21 protein-coding genes and 1 tRNA gene are annotated in these 18,787 nt (G+C 62.0%); 18 read left to right on the plus strand and 4 right to left on the minus strand.

Annotated features, from left to right (window positions below; translation table 11 throughout):
* Positions 1-6: 6 nt before the first annotated feature.
* Entirely contained in the window at positions 7-1,194 is a 1,188-nt protein-coding gene (locus MHAR_RS09705) for an HD domain-containing protein (protein ID WP_014587437.1), read from the minus strand.
* 93 nt (positions 1,195-1,287) lie between these two features.
* Here MHAR_RS09705 and MHAR_RS09710 point away from each other — a divergent pair, with 93 nt between their 5' ends.
* Together MHAR_RS09710 and MHAR_RS09715 are read left to right on the plus strand one after the other, a co-directional pair.
* Positions 1,288-1,866 (plus strand): hypothetical protein, encoded by a 579-nt coding sequence (locus MHAR_RS09710; protein WP_014587438.1) that lies wholly within the window; start codon positions 1,288-1,290, stop codon positions 1,864-1,866.
* A 117-nt stretch (positions 1,867-1,983) separates the two neighbouring features.
* Positions 1,984-3,849 carry a right-handed parallel beta-helix repeat-containing protein gene (locus MHAR_RS09715; protein WP_014587439.1) on the plus strand — a complete coding sequence of 622 codons (1,866 nt, stop codon included), beginning with the start codon at positions 1,984-1,986 and terminating at the stop codon, positions 3,847-3,849.
* A gap of 126 nt (positions 3,850-3,975) precedes the next feature.
* Here the strand turns inward: MHAR_RS09715 and MHAR_RS09720 are convergent.
* Both MHAR_RS09720 and MHAR_RS09725 read right to left on the minus strand, forming a co-directional pair.
* Positions 3,976-4,053: transfer RNA gene (locus MHAR_RS09720), tRNA-Met, on the minus strand.
* Between the two features lie 234 nt (positions 4,054-4,287).
* A complete protein-coding gene (locus MHAR_RS09725; RefSeq protein ID WP_014587440.1) occupies positions 4,288-5,085 on the minus strand; it encodes a 2-amino-3,7-dideoxy-D-threo-hept-6-ulosonate synthase in 798 nt (265 codons plus the stop codon).
* 108 nt (positions 5,086-5,193) lie between these two features.
* Here MHAR_RS09725 and MHAR_RS09730 point away from each other — a divergent pair, with 108 nt between their 5' ends.
* From MHAR_RS09730 to MHAR_RS09790, 13 genes are all read left to right on the plus strand, one after another.
* Positions 5,194-5,418 (plus strand): transcriptional coactivator p15/PC4 family protein, encoded by a 225-nt coding sequence (locus MHAR_RS09730; protein ID WP_014587441.1) that lies wholly within the window; start codon positions 5,194-5,196, stop codon positions 5,416-5,418.
* Positions 5,419-5,461: 43 nt separating this feature from the next.
* Positions 5,462-6,220: a hypothetical protein gene (locus MHAR_RS09735; protein ID WP_014587442.1), complete on the plus strand. Its 759-nt coding sequence runs from the start codon at positions 5,462-5,464 to the stop codon at positions 6,218-6,220.
* Between the two features lie 312 nt (positions 6,221-6,532).
* On the plus strand, positions 6,533-7,765 hold the full coding sequence (locus MHAR_RS09740; protein WP_228369547.1) for a translation initiation factor IF-2 subunit gamma: 1,233 nt from the start codon (positions 6,533-6,535) through the stop codon (positions 7,763-7,765).
* Positions 7,766-7,801: 36 nt separating this feature from the next.
* The gene (locus tag MHAR_RS09745; RefSeq protein WP_014587444.1) at positions 7,802-8,185 is read left to right on the plus strand and encodes a PIN domain-containing protein; all 384 of its coding nucleotides are present in this window, start codon (positions 7,802-7,804) and stop codon (positions 8,183-8,185) included.
* Positions 8,185-8,757: a DNA-directed RNA polymerase gene (locus tag MHAR_RS09750; protein ID WP_014587445.1), complete on the plus strand. Its 573-nt coding sequence runs from the start codon at positions 8,185-8,187 to the stop codon at positions 8,755-8,757. The genes MHAR_RS09745 and MHAR_RS09750 overlap by 1 nt, the downstream gene beginning before the upstream one ends.
* Entirely contained in the window at positions 8,754-8,939 is a 186-nt protein-coding gene (spt4, locus tag MHAR_RS09755) for a transcription elongation factor subunit Spt4 (RefSeq protein ID WP_014587446.1), read from the plus strand. The genes MHAR_RS09750 and spt4 overlap by 4 nt, the downstream gene beginning before the upstream one ends.
* Positions 8,940-8,941: 2 nt before the next feature.
* On the plus strand, positions 8,942-9,478 hold the full coding sequence (locus MHAR_RS09760) for a GTP-dependent dephospho-CoA kinase family protein (RefSeq protein WP_014587447.1): 537 nt from the start codon (positions 8,942-8,944) through the stop codon (positions 9,476-9,478).
* A 1-nt stretch (position 9,479) separates the two neighbouring features.
* On the plus strand, positions 9,480-9,785 hold the full coding sequence (locus MHAR_RS09765; RefSeq protein WP_014587448.1) for a 30S ribosomal protein S24e: 306 nt from the start codon (positions 9,480-9,482) through the stop codon (positions 9,783-9,785).
* A gap of 1 nt (position 9,786) precedes the next feature.
* Positions 9,787-9,936 carry a 30S ribosomal protein S27ae gene (locus tag MHAR_RS09770; RefSeq protein ID WP_014587449.1) on the plus strand — a complete coding sequence of 50 codons (150 nt, stop codon included), beginning with the start codon at positions 9,787-9,789 and terminating at the stop codon, positions 9,934-9,936.
* Between the two features lie 121 nt (positions 9,937-10,057).
* Positions 10,058-10,834, plus strand: coding sequence for a slipin family protein (locus MHAR_RS09775; protein ID WP_014587450.1), 777 nt, complete (start codon positions 10,058-10,060; stop codon positions 10,832-10,834).
* Positions 10,831-12,195 carry an NfeD family protein gene (locus tag MHAR_RS09780; protein ID WP_014587451.1) on the plus strand — a complete coding sequence of 455 codons (1,365 nt, stop codon included), beginning with the start codon at positions 10,831-10,833 and terminating at the stop codon, positions 12,193-12,195. The genes MHAR_RS09775 and MHAR_RS09780 overlap by 4 nt, the downstream gene beginning before the upstream one ends.
* 157 nt (positions 12,196-12,352) lie before the next feature.
* Positions 12,353-12,781, plus strand: a complete 429-nt coding sequence (locus tag MHAR_RS09785) for a universal stress protein (RefSeq protein WP_048145027.1) — start codon at positions 12,353-12,355, stop codon at positions 12,779-12,781.
* Between the two features lie 100 nt (positions 12,782-12,881).
* A complete protein-coding gene (locus tag MHAR_RS09790) occupies positions 12,882-13,229 on the plus strand; it encodes an NfeD family protein (protein WP_014587453.1) in 348 nt (115 codons plus the stop codon).
* 145 nt (positions 13,230-13,374) lie between these two features.
* Here MHAR_RS09790 and MHAR_RS09795 read toward each other — a convergent pair whose 3' ends face one another.
* Entirely contained in the window at positions 13,375-14,832 is a 1,458-nt protein-coding gene (locus MHAR_RS09795) for a tetratricopeptide repeat protein (RefSeq protein ID WP_048144594.1), read from the minus strand.
* A 125-nt stretch (positions 14,833-14,957) separates the two neighbouring features.
* Here MHAR_RS09795 and MHAR_RS09800 point away from each other — a divergent pair, with 125 nt between their 5' ends.
* The 3 genes from MHAR_RS09800 to MHAR_RS09810 are packed head-to-tail and all read left to right on the plus strand — an operon-like array spanning position 14,958 to position 18,442.
* Positions 14,958-17,027, plus strand: coding sequence for a minichromosome maintenance protein MCM (locus tag MHAR_RS09800; protein ID WP_014587455.1), 2,070 nt, complete (start codon positions 14,958-14,960; stop codon positions 17,025-17,027).
* Between the two features lie 39 nt (positions 17,028-17,066).
* Positions 17,067-17,378, plus strand: a complete 312-nt coding sequence (locus tag MHAR_RS09805; RefSeq protein WP_014587456.1) for a DUF424 domain-containing protein — start codon at positions 17,067-17,069, stop codon at positions 17,376-17,378.
* Entirely contained in the window at positions 17,375-18,442 is a 1,068-nt protein-coding gene (locus MHAR_RS09810; RefSeq protein WP_014587457.1) for a 60S ribosomal export protein NMD3, read from the plus strand. Before MHAR_RS09805 ends, MHAR_RS09810 begins: the two co-directional genes overlap by 4 nt.
* Positions 18,443-18,787 lie beyond the last annotated feature (345 nt).

The raw sequence follows: 18,787 nt of genomic DNA on the forward strand, positions 1-18,787 counted from the left end.
CTCGAGTCACAGGTCCTCGAAGGTGTGCTGGACGGGGTTCCTCCCGACCTTCAGATGAGATGTCGCCGCCCTCCTCACCCGGTCCCGGTGCTCCTCGGTGGTGTAGATCCCCAGCCTCCAGGCGGCGAGGTGGGCCCTCTCCATGATGGTGACTAGGGGGGATACCTCCCGGAGGGGCCTCTCCTCCCCGTCCACCCCGACTACGCCGACGTTCCCCTCCGCTATCCGGGGGAGGCCGGGGTTGTCTACGAGGACGTAGAGGGGATCGACCCCGGCGATCTCGGCGATCTCCTCGGCGATCCTCCCCTCCTTACCCATCTTCTCCGGCGATTCGAGCCGGTCCCGGCCGACGTATATCGCCCGCTTGAAGAGCCTCCTCGCCCTGATCCTCTCGATGATCTCCCCGGGGTAACCCCCCGCCGAGGCCATGGCGGCGGAGAGCTGGAGGTCGTCCATCTCCCGGATCCTTCGGGGATCAGACCCCTCCTCGACCATCACTCGGACCCCTACATCAAGCATCTTCTGGGCTATCCTCGAGGCGTGGTGGAAGTAGACCGTCGGGTACATCAGGAGCCTGGAGACGAGGAGGGACTCTGCGGCGTGGACCCCCCCCTCCTCGAGGACTATGTGGCCGTCTTTCATCGCCATCGTCTCCATCAGCCTCTGATAATCGACGACGCCGTAGGCGACGCCGGTGTAGTGGGAGTCCCGGGTGAGGTAGTCCATCCTGTCGACGTCCACCTCCCCGCTGACCACCTGCCCCAGGGGGGTCTCCCCCCGGATCAGCCTCTGGATCCGGTGGGGCTGGAGGCCCCGGTCCCTCAGGACGTCCCCCAACTCCCCCCTCCTCAGCCGGTCGGCGATGTCCTCGTGCTCCTCCCGGAGGTAGCTGGATAAAACCCGCTCGGTGACGTGGGAGAAGGGGCCGTGGCCTACGTCGTGAAGGAGGGCTGCGGCCTGGATCTCCGTCCCATCCGCCTCGTCGAGGCCGAGGTGTCGCGAAAGAAGGCCTGCGAGGTGGTAGGAGCCTAGGCTGTGCTCGAACCGGGTGTGGTTGGCTCCGGGATAGACGAGGTGTGCCAGACCCAGCTGCTTTATCCACCTCAGCCTCTGCATCTCCTGGGTGTCGACGAGATCGATGGCCAGATCGTCGAGCCTGACGTACCCGTGGACCGGGTCCCTGATGGTGGTCATGATCGCCTCGCCGCCTCCTTGAACCTCCGTCGATTTACCCTTTCCGTACCCCGGGATAGCCTTAATAAATCCGGGGGATTAAGGGGGGGACGGATGATCGGAAAAACCATCTTGATCCTGGCGGCACTTCTGGGGATCGCCGGCGTCGCCGGAGCCGACCTGACGGGGATCTGGGCCTTCCGGTGCGAGGATGATCAGCTCTCTAAACCCCTCCCCCTGGCGGAGTTCACGGCGGCGATCCATTCGCAGGGGCCCGCCATCTCGGGGGCCTGCACCGGCGAATCCCCCAACCCCTGGAACGGGATGGTGACGGGGCGGCTTGAGGAGGGGAAAATCGACCTGGTGGTCCTGCTGATCGAGCATCCGATGGTGGTCGGAAGGATGATCGGCACCGTCGACGGATCCGGGGATATCGCCGGAGCCTTCGTCTCCTCTGACGAGGAGGGCTCCGGCTGGAGGGGGAACTTCTCCGGGAGGCTGACGACCCCCGACCTCGCCCTTTATGAGCCGGCCGCCCCCGAGCCCCTCCCCTTCGTCCCCGCCGTCGCGGGGGGGATCTCGGACTTCCGGGAGGGGGCTTCGGCCCCCCCCGTCGAGGAGGCTCCGAAGAGGAGGACGGTCCAGGTGATCGGCTACACCCGGGATACGATCTACTCGCGCCCCGTGATGTGAGCCGGGAGGTGGGGAGAGGATCAACCCCTCCCCAGATTTCCCGCCGCGATCCTCCGCCCCGGGGGGGCGGCGGAGCCTCAAAACCTTTTATAACCCGGGGGCCCCCTGGCGGGGATCATGCCGAGAAGCGTCCGATCCGTCCCCTGGGGTCATGAGGGGGTTTCTGCCGGCGGCCGTCTCCGCCGACCTTCCCGTCTAGCTATAGCGATTCTGATCACCTCATCGATCATCTCATCCCTCTTCTTGGCGGCCACCGGCATGGGCGCCACCCTCACCGTCGCCCCCGGGGAGAGGATCCAGGCCGCCCTCGACGAGGCGAGGTCCGGGGACGCCGTCCTGGTGGAGGGCGGAGTCTACAGGGAGAGGCTGGTCGTATCGGAGGGGATAGCCCTCCAGGGGATCGGAAGGCCCCAGATCGACGCCGGAGGCTCTGGATCGGGGGTGACCCTCCAGGGGGATGGGGCGCGGATCCAGGGCTTTTTGGTCACAGGCTCCGGCTCCGAGGAGATGGACGCCGGGGTCCGGGTCCTGGGGGAGGGGTGCACCGTCGAGGATAACCTCTTATCAGGAAACAGGATCGGAATCCTCCTCCAGAGCGTCACGGGCGGCGCCATAAGGAACAACTCCGTCGAGAATAACGGTATCGGACTCCTCCTCGAAAGGAGCTGGGATAACGAGATAGCCGGAAACAGGATCGCCGAGAACGGCGTCGGGATCAAAGCTGTGAGGCAGAACGCCTCTGAGAGCATAACGGCGTCCGACTCCGGCGGCGTATCGATAAAGTACAGGCCTAAGACGGAGGCTGCGACCCTGGAGGTGAGCAAGATCGGCTTTGCCGGAGGGCTGAAGGAGAACAGGATCTACGGAAACGAGCTCCTGGATAACGGCGAGAACGCCCTCGACGACGGCGAGAACCTCTGGGACGACGGGAGGGGAGGAAACCACTTCGACGACTTCGACGCCATCGAGGAGGGGTGCAGGGACAGGGAGAGAGACGGCCTCTGCGACGCCCCCCGGAAGATCCCCGGCGGCCCGAGCGTCGACGAGCGGCCGATCGCCTCCGAGGACGCCGTCAGGAAGTACGCCGCCTCCGCCGGCGACTTCAAGCTCTTCCTCTACCGATCGACCTTCTCCCCCGGCGCGGAGATGCCCCTCTGCTTCGCCGCCCCCGAGAACTTCACCGGGCGGGCGGTCCTTGCAGCCCCCTCCCCCGGCTCTGGACCGATGACGGGAGAGGCCGGGACGGGGCCGAAGACCGATATGGAGACGGATACAGAGCCGATCGGGGTGGCCCTCTCCAGCCAGCCCCTGGCGGGGAGGAGCGGGACCGTCACCTTCACCGCCCCCGAGGGTGAGGGGAGCTACGTCCTGAGGATGGAGGACGGCTCCGGCTCCGAGGTCGTATCCCTCCCCTTCGCCGTGGCGACCCCCGAGGTCAAAGTCGCCGACGCCTCGGCCGGGACCTGCGACCGGGTGAACGTCAGCTACAGCGGAGCCCCCGGCTTTGAAGGGGACTGGATCGGCCTCTACCCCGTCGGCGCCGGGGACGATCGACCCATCTCAAGAGAGTACCTGGACGGAACGAGCCGCGGAACCCTCCCCTTCGTCATCCCCTCCTCGGCAGGAAGCTACGAGTTTCGGATGTTTGAGGACGACGGATTCACGAGGATCGCGGTCAGCCAGCCTATCGAGGTCGCCGTCTCCGCGGGGGTGAGGGTGGAGGCGTCGCCCGCGGCGGCCCGCCGCCCCGGGGAGGCTATCACCGTCTCCTTCTGGGGGGCGAAGCCCGCCTCGGCGATAGGGATGTACGAGATGACCCGCCCCGACAAGTACATGATCGGGATGCAGTGGACGAACGGCAGGGCCTGCGGGACGATGACCTTCGCCGCGCCCCGGACGCCGGGGAGGTACGACTTCCGGCTCTTCGAGGACAACGTCCACCGGAAGCTGATGGGGGCGAGCAACGTCGTCGTGGTGGGGTGAATCTGAGGGTTACCGAAGAGAGAAAGAGGGGGGAGGGTTCGATGGATGGGCTCAGGCTCAACCACCTCTTTTTTTTGAGCTGATCTTGCGCCCAAATGGTTTTGAAAGACGGATCAAAATTGTGTTTGGTAGCGGGGAGTAGATTTGAACTACTGATCTACGGGTTATGAGCCCGTCGGGATTTCCTGACTACCCCACCCCGCTTCGCTGGCATGGGAACGACAGTTCCCAAACCCGCTCCGATCATATAAAGCTTGTGCATCGCCCCCTTCCGCCCGAGGGATAAACGCCGATTAATCGAGAAACGGGGCCGGGGGTCGATTTGAGGTCTCGTCCCCCCAGACCCCCTGGGGAGGAGAGGGGGCGCTGCCATCGGATATTCCGCCGTTCCGCCGCTCCCGCCGGAGGACCGGGCCGCCCTTGCGGCCGCCTCCCGCCTCACCTCAGGATCTCCATCGCCTCCTCGACGGTCCGGTCGAGGTGGACGATGGCGGATATCGCCCTCGTCATCTTCGTCGGGTTCTCGTGCTGGAAGACGTTCCTTCCGATGGCGACGCCCCGCCCCCCGGCGTCGATGGCGCCGCGGATCATCTCGAGGAACTCCTCGTCCGTCTCGGTCTTGGGGCCGCCGGCGATGACCACCGGGACGGGACATCCGGCGACGACCTCCCTGAAGGTCTCGGGGTCGCCGGTGTAGTTGGTCTTGATGATGTCGGCCCCCAGCTCCGCCCCGGCCCGGGCCGCCAGGGAGACGACGTCGACGCCGTTGGGGTCGGCGATCTTGTCTCCCCGGGGGTACATCATGGCGATGAGGGGCATCCCCCAGAAGTCGCACCTCTCGGCGACGCTTCCGAGCTTCTTGAGCTGATCGGCCTCGGTTTCAGAGCCGATGTTGATGTGGACGGAGACGGCGTCGGCCCCCACCTTCAGGGCCTCCTCCACCTGACAGACCTGGACCTTGTTGTTGGGATCGGGGCCGAGGGCGGTGCTGGCGGACATGTGGACGATCAGGCCGATGTCGCTTCCGTAGCCGCGATGGCCGTGCTTCACCATCCCCTTCTGCTGGAGGACGGCGTTCGCGCCCCCCTCGGCCACCCTGTCCACCATCTCCGAGAGGTTGACGAGCCCCTTGACGGGGCCGACGGATATCCCGTGGTCCATGGGGATGATGACGGTATTTCCGCTGTTCCTATCGATGATCCTCTCCATCCGCACCCTTTTGCCAATCTCGCTCAATTCCGAATCTCCTTCGTGTTAACATGGCGCACGATAGCATATATCATATTTAAGGATGACGCCGAGATATTTATAAGGTGGCCCCCGATACCCCTCGGAGCTGATGCTATGGAGCAGGAGTTCGGGAGGATCAGAAAGAGCGAGACGACGGAGCTGGTAGTCCGAAGGACCGAGTTCCGGGGCTCGGCGGGGATCGACATCAGGGAGTACGTCACCAGCGATAGGTACACCGGCTGGTCGAAGAACGGTATCAGGATACCGGTGGAGCAGTGGCGGTCCTTCCGGGAGATCCTGGATAAGATCGAGGTCCCCGAGGGAGGAGAAGGAGATTAACCGGGACGGCTTTGAGCGGGAGTACAGGAGCTGGCTCGTCTCGGTGGCCAAGGACGTCGCCCAACACCTCGCCTCCGCCAGCCCCGGCGACCGGGACCGGATCCTCCAGAGGTGCCGGGAGATGGAGGAGCCGAGGAGGGTGTTTCGCCCCCTCTCGGACCCGGCCCGGATCCGCCGCCTCGGGGGCGAGGAGGCCGAGGGCTACATCCTGGTGGAGACGGACGCCGTCACCTTCTTCCCCTCCCTCTCCTCTTCGGGCCCAGACGCCCTCGACTTCGCCGTGGCGATGAACCGACGCTACTACTTCAGGGGGCTCTGGTTCTCCCTCATATCCCTCAACTCCGAATACCTGAGGCGGGTCTCCGACCGGGTCCTGGAGTACGCCCTGGAGCACGAGTTTGAGATGGGGAGGCTCTACCAGCAGGCCTTCGTCGAGATGAGGAAGCTCTCCCCCGGGGAGAAGCTGGAGATCAGCCAGCTAGCCCACCAGACCTCGGTGAAGAAGGCGAGGATCTCCCTGGAAGACCTGATCGATGAGGAGCGGCTGATGCTGACCCTATCCCACTCCCAGCCCGCCATCCCCAAGCCCTACGCTGAGACCGCCCTCCTCCTCCATCTGGAGGAGAACTTCTCGGATCTGGAGGAGTACGGCACCAGGAGCTTGGACCCGGAGGAGGACGCCTTCGGAGCCGAGCTCTACGACGAGTTTGAGGGGTGGTCGGAGTTCTCGATCAGATCCTACCGCCTCTTCGTCCGGGAGGCGGTCGAAGGCCTGAGGGAGGCCCATCGGGGGTACGTCTGATCGGCGCCACCCAGATCATTTGGCGGGGGGTGGATCTATCCGCCTCATCGTCCCCCCCATCTCTCTTCAATCCAACCCGTAAGACCCCAATATTCCGCGTCTCCAAATAATCCATCCTCCCCGAGCCGGCCTGCAGATCCAGGGAGGTCGAAACCTCTGTCGAGGGGCGGAGGGCGCCGGCCCCAGGATCAGGCGATGATATCGAGGTCGAGGAGGCCGCCGCATCCAGTCCTGAGCATTTAAATAGTAGTCACTCCCAGGGAGGAGTCATCAAGATCATTCGAGGAACCCGATTTGTCCAGCCAACCCAACTTGCACGAAAAACCGGCCGTGAACATAGGCATGGTGGGCCATGTCGACCACGGCAAAACGACCCTGGTGAGGGCCCTCTCCGGGGTCTGGACCGACCAGCACAGCGAGGAGATCAAGAGGGGTATCTCCATCAGGCTAGGCTACGCCGACGCCACCTTCAGAAAATGTCCCAACTGCCCGGCGCCGGAGGCGTACACCGTCGAGAAGACCTGTCCTGGATGCGGATCGCCGAGCGAGGTCCTCCGGACCGTCTCCTTCGTCGACTCCCCCGGCCACGAGACCCTGATGGCGACGATGCTCTCGGGGGCTGCCATCATGGACGGGGCCGTCCTGATCATCGCCGCCAGCGAGCCCTGCCCCCAGCCCCAGACGAAGGAGCACCTCATGGCCCTGGACATCACCGGGATCGACAGGATCGTCATCGTCCAGAACAAGATCGACCTCGTCTCCAAGGAGAGGCTGATCGAGCACTACAACGAGATCAAGAAGTTCGTTAAAGGGACCGTCGCCGAGAACGCTCCCATCGTCCCCATATCCGCCCAGCAGAACGTCAACGTCGACATGGTGATCGAGGCGATCGAGGAGACGATCCCGACCCCCGTAAGGGACCTGGAGAAGCCGCCCCTCCTAAAGATCGCCAGGTCCTTCGACGTCAACCGCCCGGGGACGCCGCCGGAGAAGATCGTCGGCGGGGTCATCGGCGGCACCCTCACCCAGGGGGTCCTCCAGCCCGACGACCCCATCGAGATCAAGCCCGGAAGGTCGGTGGAGTCGGAGGGGAGGAAGCAGTGGGTCCCCATCGATACGAAGGTGACGGCGCTGATGGCCGGCGGCGGTCCCCAGGAGGAGGCGACCCCCGGCGGCCTCATCGGAGTTGGAACCCAGCTCGACCCCGCCCTCACCAAGAGCGACCTTCTGGTGGGGCAGGTGGCGGGAGAGCCGGGGACCCTGCCCCCCGTCTGGAACTCCTTCACCATGAAGATCAGGCTCCTGGAGAGGGTCGTCGGCGCCACCGACGAGGCCGACGTCGAGCCGATCCACACCAGCGAGCCGTTGATGCTGAACGTCGGGACCGCCACCACCGTCGGCGTCGTATCGAGCGCGAGGGAGGGGGGGATGGTGGAGGTCCAGCTGAGAAGGCCGGTATGCGCCGCCGCCGGGGACCGGGTGGCGGTCAGCAGGCGGGTCGGCGCCCGGTGGCGGCTCATCGGCGTCGGCACCATCAACAAGTAGAGGCTCCAGCGTGCTGATGGGGGGGGCTCCGACCGCATGAAGGTCCTCCTGGACACCAACGCCCTCATGGTCCCCGGCCAGTTCGGGGTGGACCTCTTCGAAGGGCTGGAGGAGCTGGGGTTCCGGGAGCTCCTCGTCCCCCGCCCCGTCCTCCGGGAGCTCGCGGCCTTGGCCTGCCTAGCCGAATCCCGGCGGGACCGGACCGCCGCCAGGATCGGCCTTGCGCTGGCGGGAAGGTGCGAGATCCTCGAGGCATCCGAGGAGGCGGACGACGCCCTCGTCGACCTGGCCCTGAAATCGGGGGCCGCGGTCTTCACCAACGATAAGGAACTGAAGAAAAAGTTATCTACTAGAGGTGTTACCGTTATACACCTGCGCCAGAGGCGACGGCTGGAGATCGCCAACAGAAGGGAGTTCTGATGTATAAGAAGATGAAGCTGGAGGGGATAGTCAGGATACCTCCTGGCCAGATGGGCGACCCCCTCGAAGAAGCGGTGGAGATGGCGCTGCGGAACAAGTACGAGGCGAGGGTCGACAAGACCCTGGGCACCGTCGTCGCGGTGCTGGGGGTCGACGACATAGGCGAGGGGAGGATTCTGGCGGGAGACGGGGCGGTCTACTACGATGCCAACTTCGATGCGATAGTCTTCAAGCCCGAGATGCAGGAGATCGTCGAGGGGGAGGTGGTGGAGATCGTCAAGTTCGGCGCCTTCATAGGGATCGGGCCCTTCGACGGCCTCCTTCACGTGAGCCAGATAACCAACGAGTATATATCGTACGATGAGAAGAACTCGCGGCTCGCGAGCAAGGACTCGAACAAATCCCTCGGCGAGGGCGACCGGGTCCGGGCGCGGATCATCGCCATCAGCTTAAACGAGAAGGAGCCCCGGGAGAGCAAGATAGGCCTCACCATGAGGCAGACGGGCCTCGGGAAGATCGAGTGGCTGGAGGCGGCCCGGCGGAAGGAAGAGGCAGAGGTCGAGGCGAGATGACAGAGCAGGCTTGCAGGGAGTGCCACAGGATCGTCGAGGGCCTGGTCTGTCCGATCTGCGGCTCTGCCTCCCTCAGCAAGGACTGGACCGGGTACGTCGTGATCATCGACCCGAAGGAGTCGGAGGTCGCAAAGAAGCTGGGGATAACCCTTCCCGGAAGGTACGCCCTGAAGGTGCGGTAGATTTGAAGATATTGCGTCTTCCCGAAGAGCTCCGCTCCGAGCTGAAGCCCCCCCTGGGAACCCTCTTCCGGGGAAGGGGTCAGGAGTGCATAGGGCCGATGCAGGACCTCCTCCGGCCCGCCCCCAAGGTGATCGCCGTCGGCGACGTCACCACCTTCTGCCTCCTCTCCTCTTCCGGAAGGAAGCCCGACATCTGCATCGTCGACCACAAGACGAAGAGGATGCCCGTCCCCGACCACGTCCAGCAGGGGATCGGCGACCGCGACGAGTACGATACGATCGAGGTCTATAATCCCGCGGCGACCCTCACCCAGGAGCTCGTCGACGTGATAAGGGAGCGGCTCGCCGGCAACGGCCGGGTCAAGATCGTCGTCGACGGCGAGGAGGATCTCGCCACCCTCCCCGCCATCCTCTACGCCCCCCTCGGCTCGACGGTCGTCTACGGCCAGCCTAACGAGGGGAGCGTGGCGGTGGTGGTCACCCCCGAGAGGAAGGAATACGCTAAGAGCATCATGGACAAGATGATAGTGGAGGATTGAGATGGAAATCAAGGTCATCGAGGAGAAGAACAACCCTCTGTTGAAGAGGAGAGAGGTCAAGTTCGTCGTATCCCACGACGGGCCCACCCCCTCCAGGAAGAGCATCATAGATAAGATCGCCGCCACCATGAACTCGAAGGTAGGCCTGGTGATGGTCGATAGCTTGAAGTCCGAGTTCGGCAAGCGCGAGACGATCGGGTACGCCAAGATCTACGAGAACGAGGAGAGGGCGAAAGAGGTCGAGAGGGCCCACGTCATAGAGAGGAACGTCCCAGCCCCCGCAGCCCAGGCCGAGGAGTCGGGTTAGAATGGCGGCGAACGAGTTCTACGACCTCGCTGGCGACGCCATCAAGAGGAAGAGGCAGATCTGTCCCAGGTGCGGAAACGGGGTCTTCCTCGGGGAGCACAAGGACAGGCTCGCCTGCGGAAAGTGCGGATATACCGAGTTCAAGAAGTGACCTTTTTTCGCGCCCCTTCCTCCCTGGGAAGGGGACATGCCGCACCCTTTTGATTTTGTATCCTCCCCCCCATCCCGTCGGTTATTTAAACGCTGGGGTTTAACTACTTGAGGGTGTCATCATGGTAGACATATTATCCGTAGGCTTATTGCCTCTGCTCATAGTTCTCTTCATCCTTTACCAGGGCATCAGGATCCCCCGCGAGTATGAAAGGCTGGTCATCTTCAGGCTGGGCCGCTACAGCGGGATCAAGGGTCCTGGGCTAACGATAATCATCCCGGTGATAGATAAGGCCATGACCATCGACCTCCGGGTCGTGACGATAGACGTCCAGAAGCAGGCGGTCATCACCAAGGACAACGTCACCGTCGCCGTCGACGCGATCCTCTATTATCGGGTTGTGGAGCCGGACAGGGCCGTCATTCAGGTCGAGAACTACAAGGTGGCGACGAGCCTCCTCGCCCAGACGACCCTGAGGGACGTCCTCGGCGAGATCGAGCTCGACGACCTCCTCTCGAAGCGGGAGGAGCTGAACGTCAAGCTCCAGGAGATCCTCGACCGGCAGACCGACCCCTGGGGGATCAAGATCACCGCCGTAACCCTCCGGGACGTCAGCCTCCCCGAGTCGATGCTCCGGGCGATAGCCAAGCAGGCCGAAGCCGAGAGGGAGAAGAGGTCGCGGATCATCCTCGCCGAGGGGGAGTTCCAGGCCTCGGCGCGGATGGTGGAGGCGGCTAAGCTCTACCAGGACGCGCCCGTCGCGATAAAGCTGAGGGAGCTTCAGACCCTCGCCGAGATCTCGAGGGAGAAGAACCTGATCGTCGTCACCTCCGGGGGGGAGGTCGGGGAGTCGACCGGGAAGGTGGCCGGCCTGGCCAAGGCCTTCGGTGAGAGATGAATGCCTCACCGTCGAAGGGGAGGAAGGTGGGGCGGCCCTCCTCCTGGAGACCAGAGCCTGCGGCCCATTTCGGGCCGCTTCCTTTCCACCTCGCCCTCCTCGCCCTCCTATCCATCGGCCTCCTCGCTCTAGCAGGCTCGGCCGCAGGCCAGGGGTGCGTGATGGTGGTAGCCCTGGATGGCGCCATAACCCCGGCCTCCGACGACATCGTCCGGGAGGCGATAGCAGAGGCGGAGGGGCGGGGGTGCGAGGCCCTGGTGATCACCCTGGACACCCCCGGCGGAGGCCTCACCGAGACGAAGGAGATCACAGGCCTCATCGAGAGGACGAGCCTTCCCGTCATCGGGTACGTATACCCCTCCGGCGCCACCGCCTGGAGCGCGGGGACGATCATCCTCCTCTCTTCGGACATAGCCGCCATGGTCCCGGGGACGATCATCGGCTCCGCCCAGCCGGTCCAGATCGGGCCGACGGGGATGGAGGCGGTCAACGACACCAAGGTGATCAACGCCGTCGTCGCCCTCGTCGAGGAGAAGGCGAGGAATAACAACAGGAACACGACGGCGGCCCGGGAGTTCGTCCTCTCGAACCTCAACCTCAACGCCGAGGACGCCCTGAGATACGGCGTCATCGAGCACGTCAGCCCCAGCCTCGGGGCCCTCTTGGAGGAGGTGGACGGCACCGAAGCTAAGAACAGGACCCTCGCCACCAGGGGCGCCGAGGTCGTCCGCTTCGAGCCGAGCCTCCGGCTGAGGGTTCTCGCCGTCCTCTCCGATCCCCTGCTGGCGGGGCTCCTCCTCATCGTCGGCCTCTACGCCCTCATCTTCGGCCTCTCAAACCCCGGCGTCGGGGCGGAGCTCGTCGGGGTGATCGTCCTCGCCCTCGGCCTCATAGGCCTCGGCTTCTCCGTCAACCTGGGGGCCCTCTTCCTCATCGCCCTCGGGATCGTCCTCCTCCTGGTGGAGCTGAACAGCCCAGGCTTCGGCCTTCTGGGGGCGGCGGGGCTCGCCTGCATGGTCATCGGGTCGGTCCTCCTCGTCCCCATCGGGTCGCCGGAGTGGTACACCCCCGCCTCTTACAAGCGGGACGCCTTCGTCGCCCTCGTCGCCCCAACGATCGTCATCGGGGCCTTCTTCGTCTTCGCCCTCTACAAGGTGGCGGAGGCGCGGCGCAGGCCCACCTACTCCGAGATGATGGAGGCAGAGGTCGCCGAGGCCCTGGACCGGATCGACCCCCGGGGGCACGTCATGTACAACGGCGAGTATTGGGTCGCCGAGGCGGAGGAGCCGATCGAGGCGGGGGAGATGGTCGAGGTGGTGGGAAAAGAGAGGATGGTGCTGAAGGTGAGGAGGAAGGGGTAGGGCAAGGGAACCGCCTCCCGGGCTCTACGCCAGCTTTTTATCTCAATTTTGGTCTTCTCCTTGGTCCTTTCTTGGATGATCCCGCCCAATCTCGGGGCAGGAGAGCTTGGAGAAGAGCTTATCAAGGAAGATAACATAATGATCTATGGTGATAGATATGTTCGAAGAGATATTGATCGCGACCGACGGGTCGGATCACAGCGCCCGGGCGGCGAAAAGGGGTATTGATCTCGCGAAGGTCTCCGGTGGGAGGGTGACCGTTCTTTACGTTGTCGAACCAGTAGTCATCACCGATGTAAGCCACAACATAGTAGATGATGTGGTGGTGGGGATGAGACGGTCGAGGATGAAGGATGCTGAGAAGGCTACGAACTCCGTCGAAGAGCTGGCGAAGGCCGCCGGCGTCCCCGCAGAGAAGAAGATCGTAGAGGGGTACCCCGCCGAAGTGATCTTGGAGATCTCGACGGGTATGGACGTGGTGGTGGTGGGGAGCATGGGCCGCACCGGACTCACCAGGTTCCTCCTGGGATCCGTCGCCGAGAAGGTGGTACGAAATTCCGAGGTTCCGGTGATGATCGTCCAATAAGAAGCAATAAGAAGGGTTCTGTTTCATTCAGAGGAAATGAAAGCTGCGCGGAAGGATTTTTGGGAGAAGTCTTGAAAGACTCAATCTGGAGTTCGCCTCCATGATCATCGGATCGGTCCTCCTGGTCACGATAGGCTCGCCGGAGTGGTTCACCCCCGCCGACTACGAGACTGATGCCCTCATCACCCTCTTCGCCCTGGCGATCGTCTTCGGCCTCTTCTTCGTCTTCGCCATCTCCAAGGTGGCGGAGGCGAGGCGGCGGCCGACCTACTCCGCGAAGATGGAGGCAGAGGTCGCCGAGGCCCTGGACCGGATCGACCCCCGGGGGCACGTCATGTACAACGGCGAGTACTGGGCCGCCGAGGCGGAGGAGCCGATCGAGGCGGGGGAGATGGTCGAGGTGGTGGGAAAAGAGAGAATGGTGCTGAAGGTGAGGCGGCGGGGGTAGGGGCTAGGGGGGCCAGGGACGAATATCGCCAATCCAAAGCGCTGCCCAACTCCTCCAAAGCCCATGTTTATGACAGGAGGACAATTAGCCGCTCCATCTGCTAGCACGCGTCTTCTTTTCAACCCTGAAGACCAGGATCTGTCCGTCACCCCGACGATCCGAGTTCGCGGGCCTTGGCGTAGGCTTCGTTGGCCTCGGTCGTCCTACCAAGCTCACTGAGTACCCTGCCTTTGTTAACCCAGAACATACTATCATTTGGATTGATATCTATCGCCCTATCAAACGAGTTTAAAGCATTATTAAGATAGTAATTAAATTCGCCATATACTGCGCTGTCAGTGTTTAGCCAGAATAATTCACCATTAGAGAAAATATTTTTTATATTCTGAGATTCGAGTGAGTTCAGAGATTTGCAGCCCAGATCGAACATGGCCATTCCTCTTTGGTTCCAGGCATCTGAATCTAGTTTATCAAACTCAATCGCTTTATCGTAGGCATGTAAGGCCAAGAGGTTGTCCCCTAGCGCCCTAATAGATTGGCCCTTTGAATACCAAAAGACTGAGGAATCTGGTTTTAGCTCAATGGCTTTGTTGAAATCCTTGATAGCTGCCCAATGATTGCCCTTTGATTCAAGTGCGTTGCCTTTAATTGCCCACCCGAGGGCTTCGTAACGTCCTAATTTGACAGCTTTATCGCAAGCTTCAATAGCGTCATCGTACTTGGATAATTTGTATAGGGCAGTTCCTTTAGTAGCGTAAGCTCCAGGAAGCTGCGGGTTATTTGGAGGATATGTAGCTATAGCCTTTTCTATAGTATGGAGCGCTTCGTTGCGCAATTCGTCTATTTGTTCCCCGGCATGTTTCTCTCGGAGATCAGCTAGATGGATGAGGATGTCACACTTAGACTTTAGAGCGTTCGCATAACCCTGAATAGCCATTTCTTCCTGATTTTCTTGAATAGGTTTTTCTCTCTGAGTTTTACGCGTAAGAATTGCGGGAGGATATTTCGGCCCTATCGAAATAGCATAGTCTATGGTCTTCAGTGCTTCTTCTAACGATGATTCATCGCCGAACCTCTTGCCTTTTTGACATAGAGCATTGGCTTTATTAACCAAGCACTTTGTTGATCTGTTATCTAAATGGATGCCTTTATCAAAGGCCTGAAAAGCATCATAATATTCCTTATTCTTGCGATGATCGATGCCTCTTGTATTCCAATAATCTGTCTGGATCTCCTTTAGTTGAGATGTTGAAGATTCTAAGCTAATCAATGCGATAATTAAAGCAACTAGTCCTATGGCGATCGAGGCAATCTCACTCCACGATTTTTCATAATATATATAAAATCCAATAAGTATTGCAGATATTACTCCAAATATTATAGTAAATCTATAGACGTATATATAAGCTTTTATCCCATTCCAGTTAAGTCTATTCCACCAACAAAGCACTACGAATAGTACAGCCACAATCAAGAATATATTCCCGAAATCATGTTGAAGATCGTCCATCTCATTCCCCACAGCTGGTGCCACAAGTGTCACAAGTGCAGGTGCCACAAGCACCATTAGCACCAGCACACACAAAATCGCGTTCAGTTTCATCACCTTACCCTTCTGAAATTAAGACTATCACCCGACATTAAAAATATTTCGATGCAATGGCACCTAGCGTGAATTCTTTTCTCCGATAACCTTTAGAACACCCCCTACCTTACCCTCCCCTACCCATGGTCGAAGATCCCGTAGCGAAGTGGGAGGAGTTCATCCGGTCCAGGTACTGGGACGAACTTCTGGAGCTTGCCGACTCCTACCCCTTGCGCCGAAGCCTCTCCATCAAGTTCCCGGACATCGATAGGTACGACCCGGAGTTCGCCGACGAGCTGTTGGAGAAGCCGGGGCCGCTCCTGGAGGCGGCGGAGACCGCCCTCCTGGAGATCGATCTCCCCATCGACGTAGTCCTCGAGAAGGCCCACTTCCGGATCGTGGGCCTTCCGCGGCGCCACAAGACGAGCGAGCTTCGGTCCGACCACATCGGCAGGCTCATAGCCCTGGAGGGGCTCGTCCGGACGGTGACGGAGGTCCGGCCGAAGGTGGTCTCGGCGGCCTTCGAGTGCCAGAGGTGCGGCCACCTCTTCTATAAGGAGCAGACCACCTCCAAGTTCCAGGAGCCCTACGACTGCCCCAACGAGGCCTGCGACCGGCGGGGGCCCTTCAAGCTCTTGCTGGACCGGTCCCGGTTCGTCGACGCCCAGAACGTCCGGGTCCAGGAGTCGCCGGAGGAGCTCCGGGGCGGCGAGCAGCCCCAGACCCTGGACGTCCAGCTCGAGGACGACCTCTCCGGGATCATCTACCCCGGGGACCGGGTCGTCATCAACGGCGTCCTCCGGTCCTACCAGAGGACGACCCAGACCGGTAAGTCGACGTACTTCGATCTCTTCCTCGAAGGAAACTCCGTCGAGATGATGGAGCAGGAGTTCGAGGAGATCGATATCAAGCCAGAGGACGAACGGCTGATAAGGGAGCTCTCGACCGACCCCCATATCTACGAGAATATAAGAAAGTCCATCGCCCCCTCCATCTACGGCTACGAAGAGGTGAAGGAGGCCCTTGCTCTGCAGCTCTTCTCCGGGGTATCGAAAGGCCTTCCCGACGGGACGAGGATAAGGGGCGACATCCACATCCTCCTCGTCGGCGACCCCGGCATCGCCAAGAGCCAGCTCCTCCGGTACATCTCGAAGCTATCCCCCCGGGGGATATACACCTCCGGGAAGAGCTCGACCTCGGCGGGGCTGACGGCGACGGCTGTGAAGGATGAACTGGGCGACGGCCGCTGGTCGATCGAGGCGGGGGCGCTGGTCCTGGCCGACAAGGGGATCGCCTGCATCGACGAGATGGACAAGATGAGGTCCGAGGACAGGTCCGCCCTCCACGAGGCGATGGAGCAGCAGACGATCAGCGTCGCGAAGGCGGGGGTGATGGCGACGTTGAAGTCGCGGTGCGCCCTCCTCGCCGCCGCAAACCCCAAGTTCGGCCGCTTCGACAAGTACGAGGGGATAGCCCAGCAGATCAACCTCTCCCCCGCCCTCATGTCCCGGTTCGACCTGATCTTCGTCCTCACCGACGAGCCCTCCGACGCCCGGGACTCCCAGATCGCCCGCCACATCGGCCAGACCACCTACGCCGGGGAGATATCCTCCCGGGGGGGGTACTCGAAGGAAGAGCTTGAAGCGGTGATGGACGTCATCCGCCCCGCCATCGAGCCGGAGGTCCTGCGCAAGTACATCGCCTACGCCCGAAAGAACGTCTTCCCCGTCCTCTCCGACGGGGCGAGGGAGAGGCTCGAGAGCTACTACGTCAACCTGCGAAAACAGGGGCAGGACGGAAATAAGCCCGTCCCCGTGACGGCGAGGCAGCTTGAAGCGCTCTTTCGGCTCTCCGAGTCGAGCGCCCGCCTCCGGCTCAGCGATGAGATCACCGGTGGCGACGCCGAACGGGTCATCCGAATCGTCGAGGCCTGCCTCCGGCAGGTGGGGGTCGACCCCGAGACCGGCCTCCTCGACGCCGACGTCCTGGCGGTGGGGATGAGCAAGAGCACCCGGGACAAGACGAGGCTGATGATCGACCTGATAAGAGAGCTGACCACAGAACAGCAGGGTCCCGCCCCCACGGAGGCGGTCCTCGATAGGGCAGAGACGAAGCTGGGGATGGAGAGACATAAAGCCGAGGAGATCATAAAGAGGCTCCGGACGAACGGCGAGATCTTCGAGCCGAGGGCCGGCTTCTTGAAGCTCCCCTGAAGGCCTGAAGATGCTATCGAGAAGAGACGATGGGATAACATGGAAGAGATGAGAGATACGATGTACCTCAAGGTTCACAGGATTCGTGGCGAGGTGATGGTGGCGGTCTGCGACAGCGAGCTCCTCGGAAAGACCTTCGACGAGGGGGCCCTCTCCCTGACGGTGGAGGAGGCCTTCTTCGGGGAGGAGGTGGCGACGGTCCGGGAGGTGGCGGAGGCCCTGGCCGGGGCGTCGATCGCCAACATGGTGGGGGAGAAGGCGGTAGCCTGCGGGATCGAGACGAAGTGCATCGACGGCAGAAACATCCTCAAGATAGACGGCGTTCCCACAGCCCAGATGGTGCGGATGTGAGGCTAGAGAGCGTCTGCCCCCGGTGCGGCGGGCCATCCGCCCTGGGCCTCTGCAGCCGTTGCCGACTGGAGGAGGCGACCCTCCTCGAGGTTTCTGACCACGCCGAGGTGACGGCGTGTCCCGTCTGCGGCTTCCAGCGGGTCCAGGGGCGCTGGCGAGATACCGGGGGCACCGTCGAGGAGATGATCTTCGAGGCCGTGGCCGGGGGGATCGCCCTCCACCGGGACCTCGAAGACCCACAGGTAGATATCTCGATCTCGAAGTTGAACTCCACCCAGTACCTCGCCACCGTCCGAGTCTCCGGGACCTTCGGCGGCCTTGCCGCCTCGGAGGAGAGGACTGTCAGGGCCACCGCCGAGAGGGCCACCTGCGAGAGGTGCAGCCGGATGGCGGGAAACTACTACGAGGCGACGATCCAGTTGAGGGGGACGGCGGGACCCCCGGGGCCGGCGGAGCTGGATGAGGGCCGGAAGATCGCCGAGGACGTCACTAAAAGCTGCTTTGAGAGGGGGGACCGCCTCTCCTTCATCCAGGAGACGAAGGCCGTCAAGGGCGGGATCGACCTGGTGGTGGGGTCGACCCAGCAGGGGAGGGCGATCGCGAGAGCGATCCACGAACGGTTCGGGGGGAGCACCCTGGAGTCCTTCAAGCTTGCGGGGACTAGGGACGGAAGGAACGTCTACAGGACGAGCATCCTCGTCAGGCTCCCGCGGCTCAAGGCCGGCGACCTGATCAGGGGTCGAGGCCGCTTTTTGGAGGTGAGGGGGTTTGAGGGAAAGAGGACGGCCTGCAGATCTCTCCGGGACGGCGCGATGGTGTATCTCTCAGAAGAAGAGGCTGAAGACGCCCCCGTCCTGGGGAACCGCTCCTCCGCCGAGAGAGGGGTGGTGGTGGCGGAGGACCGGGACGTTCTGGAGGTCATGGACCCCGTCAGCTTCAGGATCGTCTCCGCATCCAGGCCCGCCAACCTCGGGGCCGGGGTGGGGGAGGAGGTCGAGTTTTTGAGGTTTGGGGGCGAGATCCTCATCCTCCCGCCCCGGGAAGGGAGGGGACACCGGGAGTGATCTTAACCTCCACCACAAAGTTATTAAACTAGCTTCGTCCTATTTCTGAGCAGTGAAGATGCTCGCAAACCAGCTTTGCGAGCCGGACGATCATCGACCTGTCTTCGGGCTCTGGGATATGTATTAAAATGCGAGAATCGCTCCTCCCGCCCAACCCGGAGATGAATGTGAATCCGATACGCAGAAGTTCCATCATCAAGAAGACGCTCAAAATCATGATGTTGATGCCCACCGACTGAAATAGCTAGATAGATACACCTTCACCATCATCCTCTGAAAAACAGTATGCTGAGGTTCTTAGGCTCCGAGCGGAAATCGTGCATTGCGCCCCGTTAGCTCTGCTCT

Origin of the sequence: Methanothrix harundinacea 6Ac (assembly GCF_000235565.1) — an archaeon.
Taxonomy (GTDB): Archaea; Halobacteriota; Methanosarcinia; order Methanotrichales; family Methanotrichaceae; genus Methanocrinis; species Methanocrinis harundinaceus.

Coding starts and splice junctions, on each gene's coding strand:
- MHAR_RS09790 (WP_014587453.1), top strand. CDS start 12,882: ATGATCATCGGATCGGTCCTCCTGGTCACGATAGGCTCGCCGGAGTGG.
- MHAR_RS09780 (WP_014587451.1), top strand. CDS start 10,831: ATGAATGCCTCACCGTCGAAGGGGAGGAAGGTGGGGCGGCCCTCCTCC.
- MHAR_RS09750 (WP_014587445.1), top strand. CDS start 8,185: ATGTATAAGAAGATGAAGCTGGAGGGGATAGTCAGGATACCTCCTGGC.
- MHAR_RS09775 (WP_014587450.1), top strand. CDS start 10,058: ATGGTAGACATATTATCCGTAGGCTTATTGCCTCTGCTCATAGTTCTC.
- MHAR_RS09715 (WP_014587439.1), top strand. CDS start 1,984: ATGCCGAGAAGCGTCCGATCCGTCCCCTGGGGTCATGAGGGGGTTTCT.
- MHAR_RS09785 (WP_048145027.1), top strand. CDS start 12,353: ATGTTCGAAGAGATATTGATCGCGACCGACGGGTCGGATCACAGCGCC.
- MHAR_RS09730 (WP_014587441.1), top strand. CDS start 5,194: ATGGAGCAGGAGTTCGGGAGGATCAGAAAGAGCGAGACGACGGAGCTG.
- MHAR_RS09795 (WP_048144594.1), bottom strand. CDS start 14,832: ATGAAACTGAACGCGATTTTGTGTGTGCTGGTGCTAATGGTGCTTGTG.
- MHAR_RS09800 (WP_014587455.1), top strand. CDS start 14,958: ATGGTCGAAGATCCCGTAGCGAAGTGGGAGGAGTTCATCCGGTCCAGG.
- MHAR_RS09765 (WP_014587448.1), top strand. CDS start 9,480: ATGGAAATCAAGGTCATCGAGGAGAAGAACAACCCTCTGTTGAAGAGG.
- MHAR_RS09770 (WP_014587449.1), top strand. CDS start 9,787: ATGGCGGCGAACGAGTTCTACGACCTCGCTGGCGACGCCATCAAGAGG.
- MHAR_RS09745 (WP_014587444.1), top strand. CDS start 7,802: ATGAAGGTCCTCCTGGACACCAACGCCCTCATGGTCCCCGGCCAGTTC.
- MHAR_RS09705 (WP_014587437.1), bottom strand. CDS start 1,194: ATGACCACCATCAGGGACCCGGTCCACGGGTACGTCAGGCTCGACGAT.
- spt4 (WP_014587446.1), top strand. CDS start 8,754: ATGACAGAGCAGGCTTGCAGGGAGTGCCACAGGATCGTCGAGGGCCTG.
- MHAR_RS09710 (WP_014587438.1), top strand. CDS start 1,288: ATGATCGGAAAAACCATCTTGATCCTGGCGGCACTTCTGGGGATCGCC.
- MHAR_RS09805 (WP_014587456.1), top strand. CDS start 17,067: ATGGAAGAGATGAGAGATACGATGTACCTCAAGGTTCACAGGATTCGT.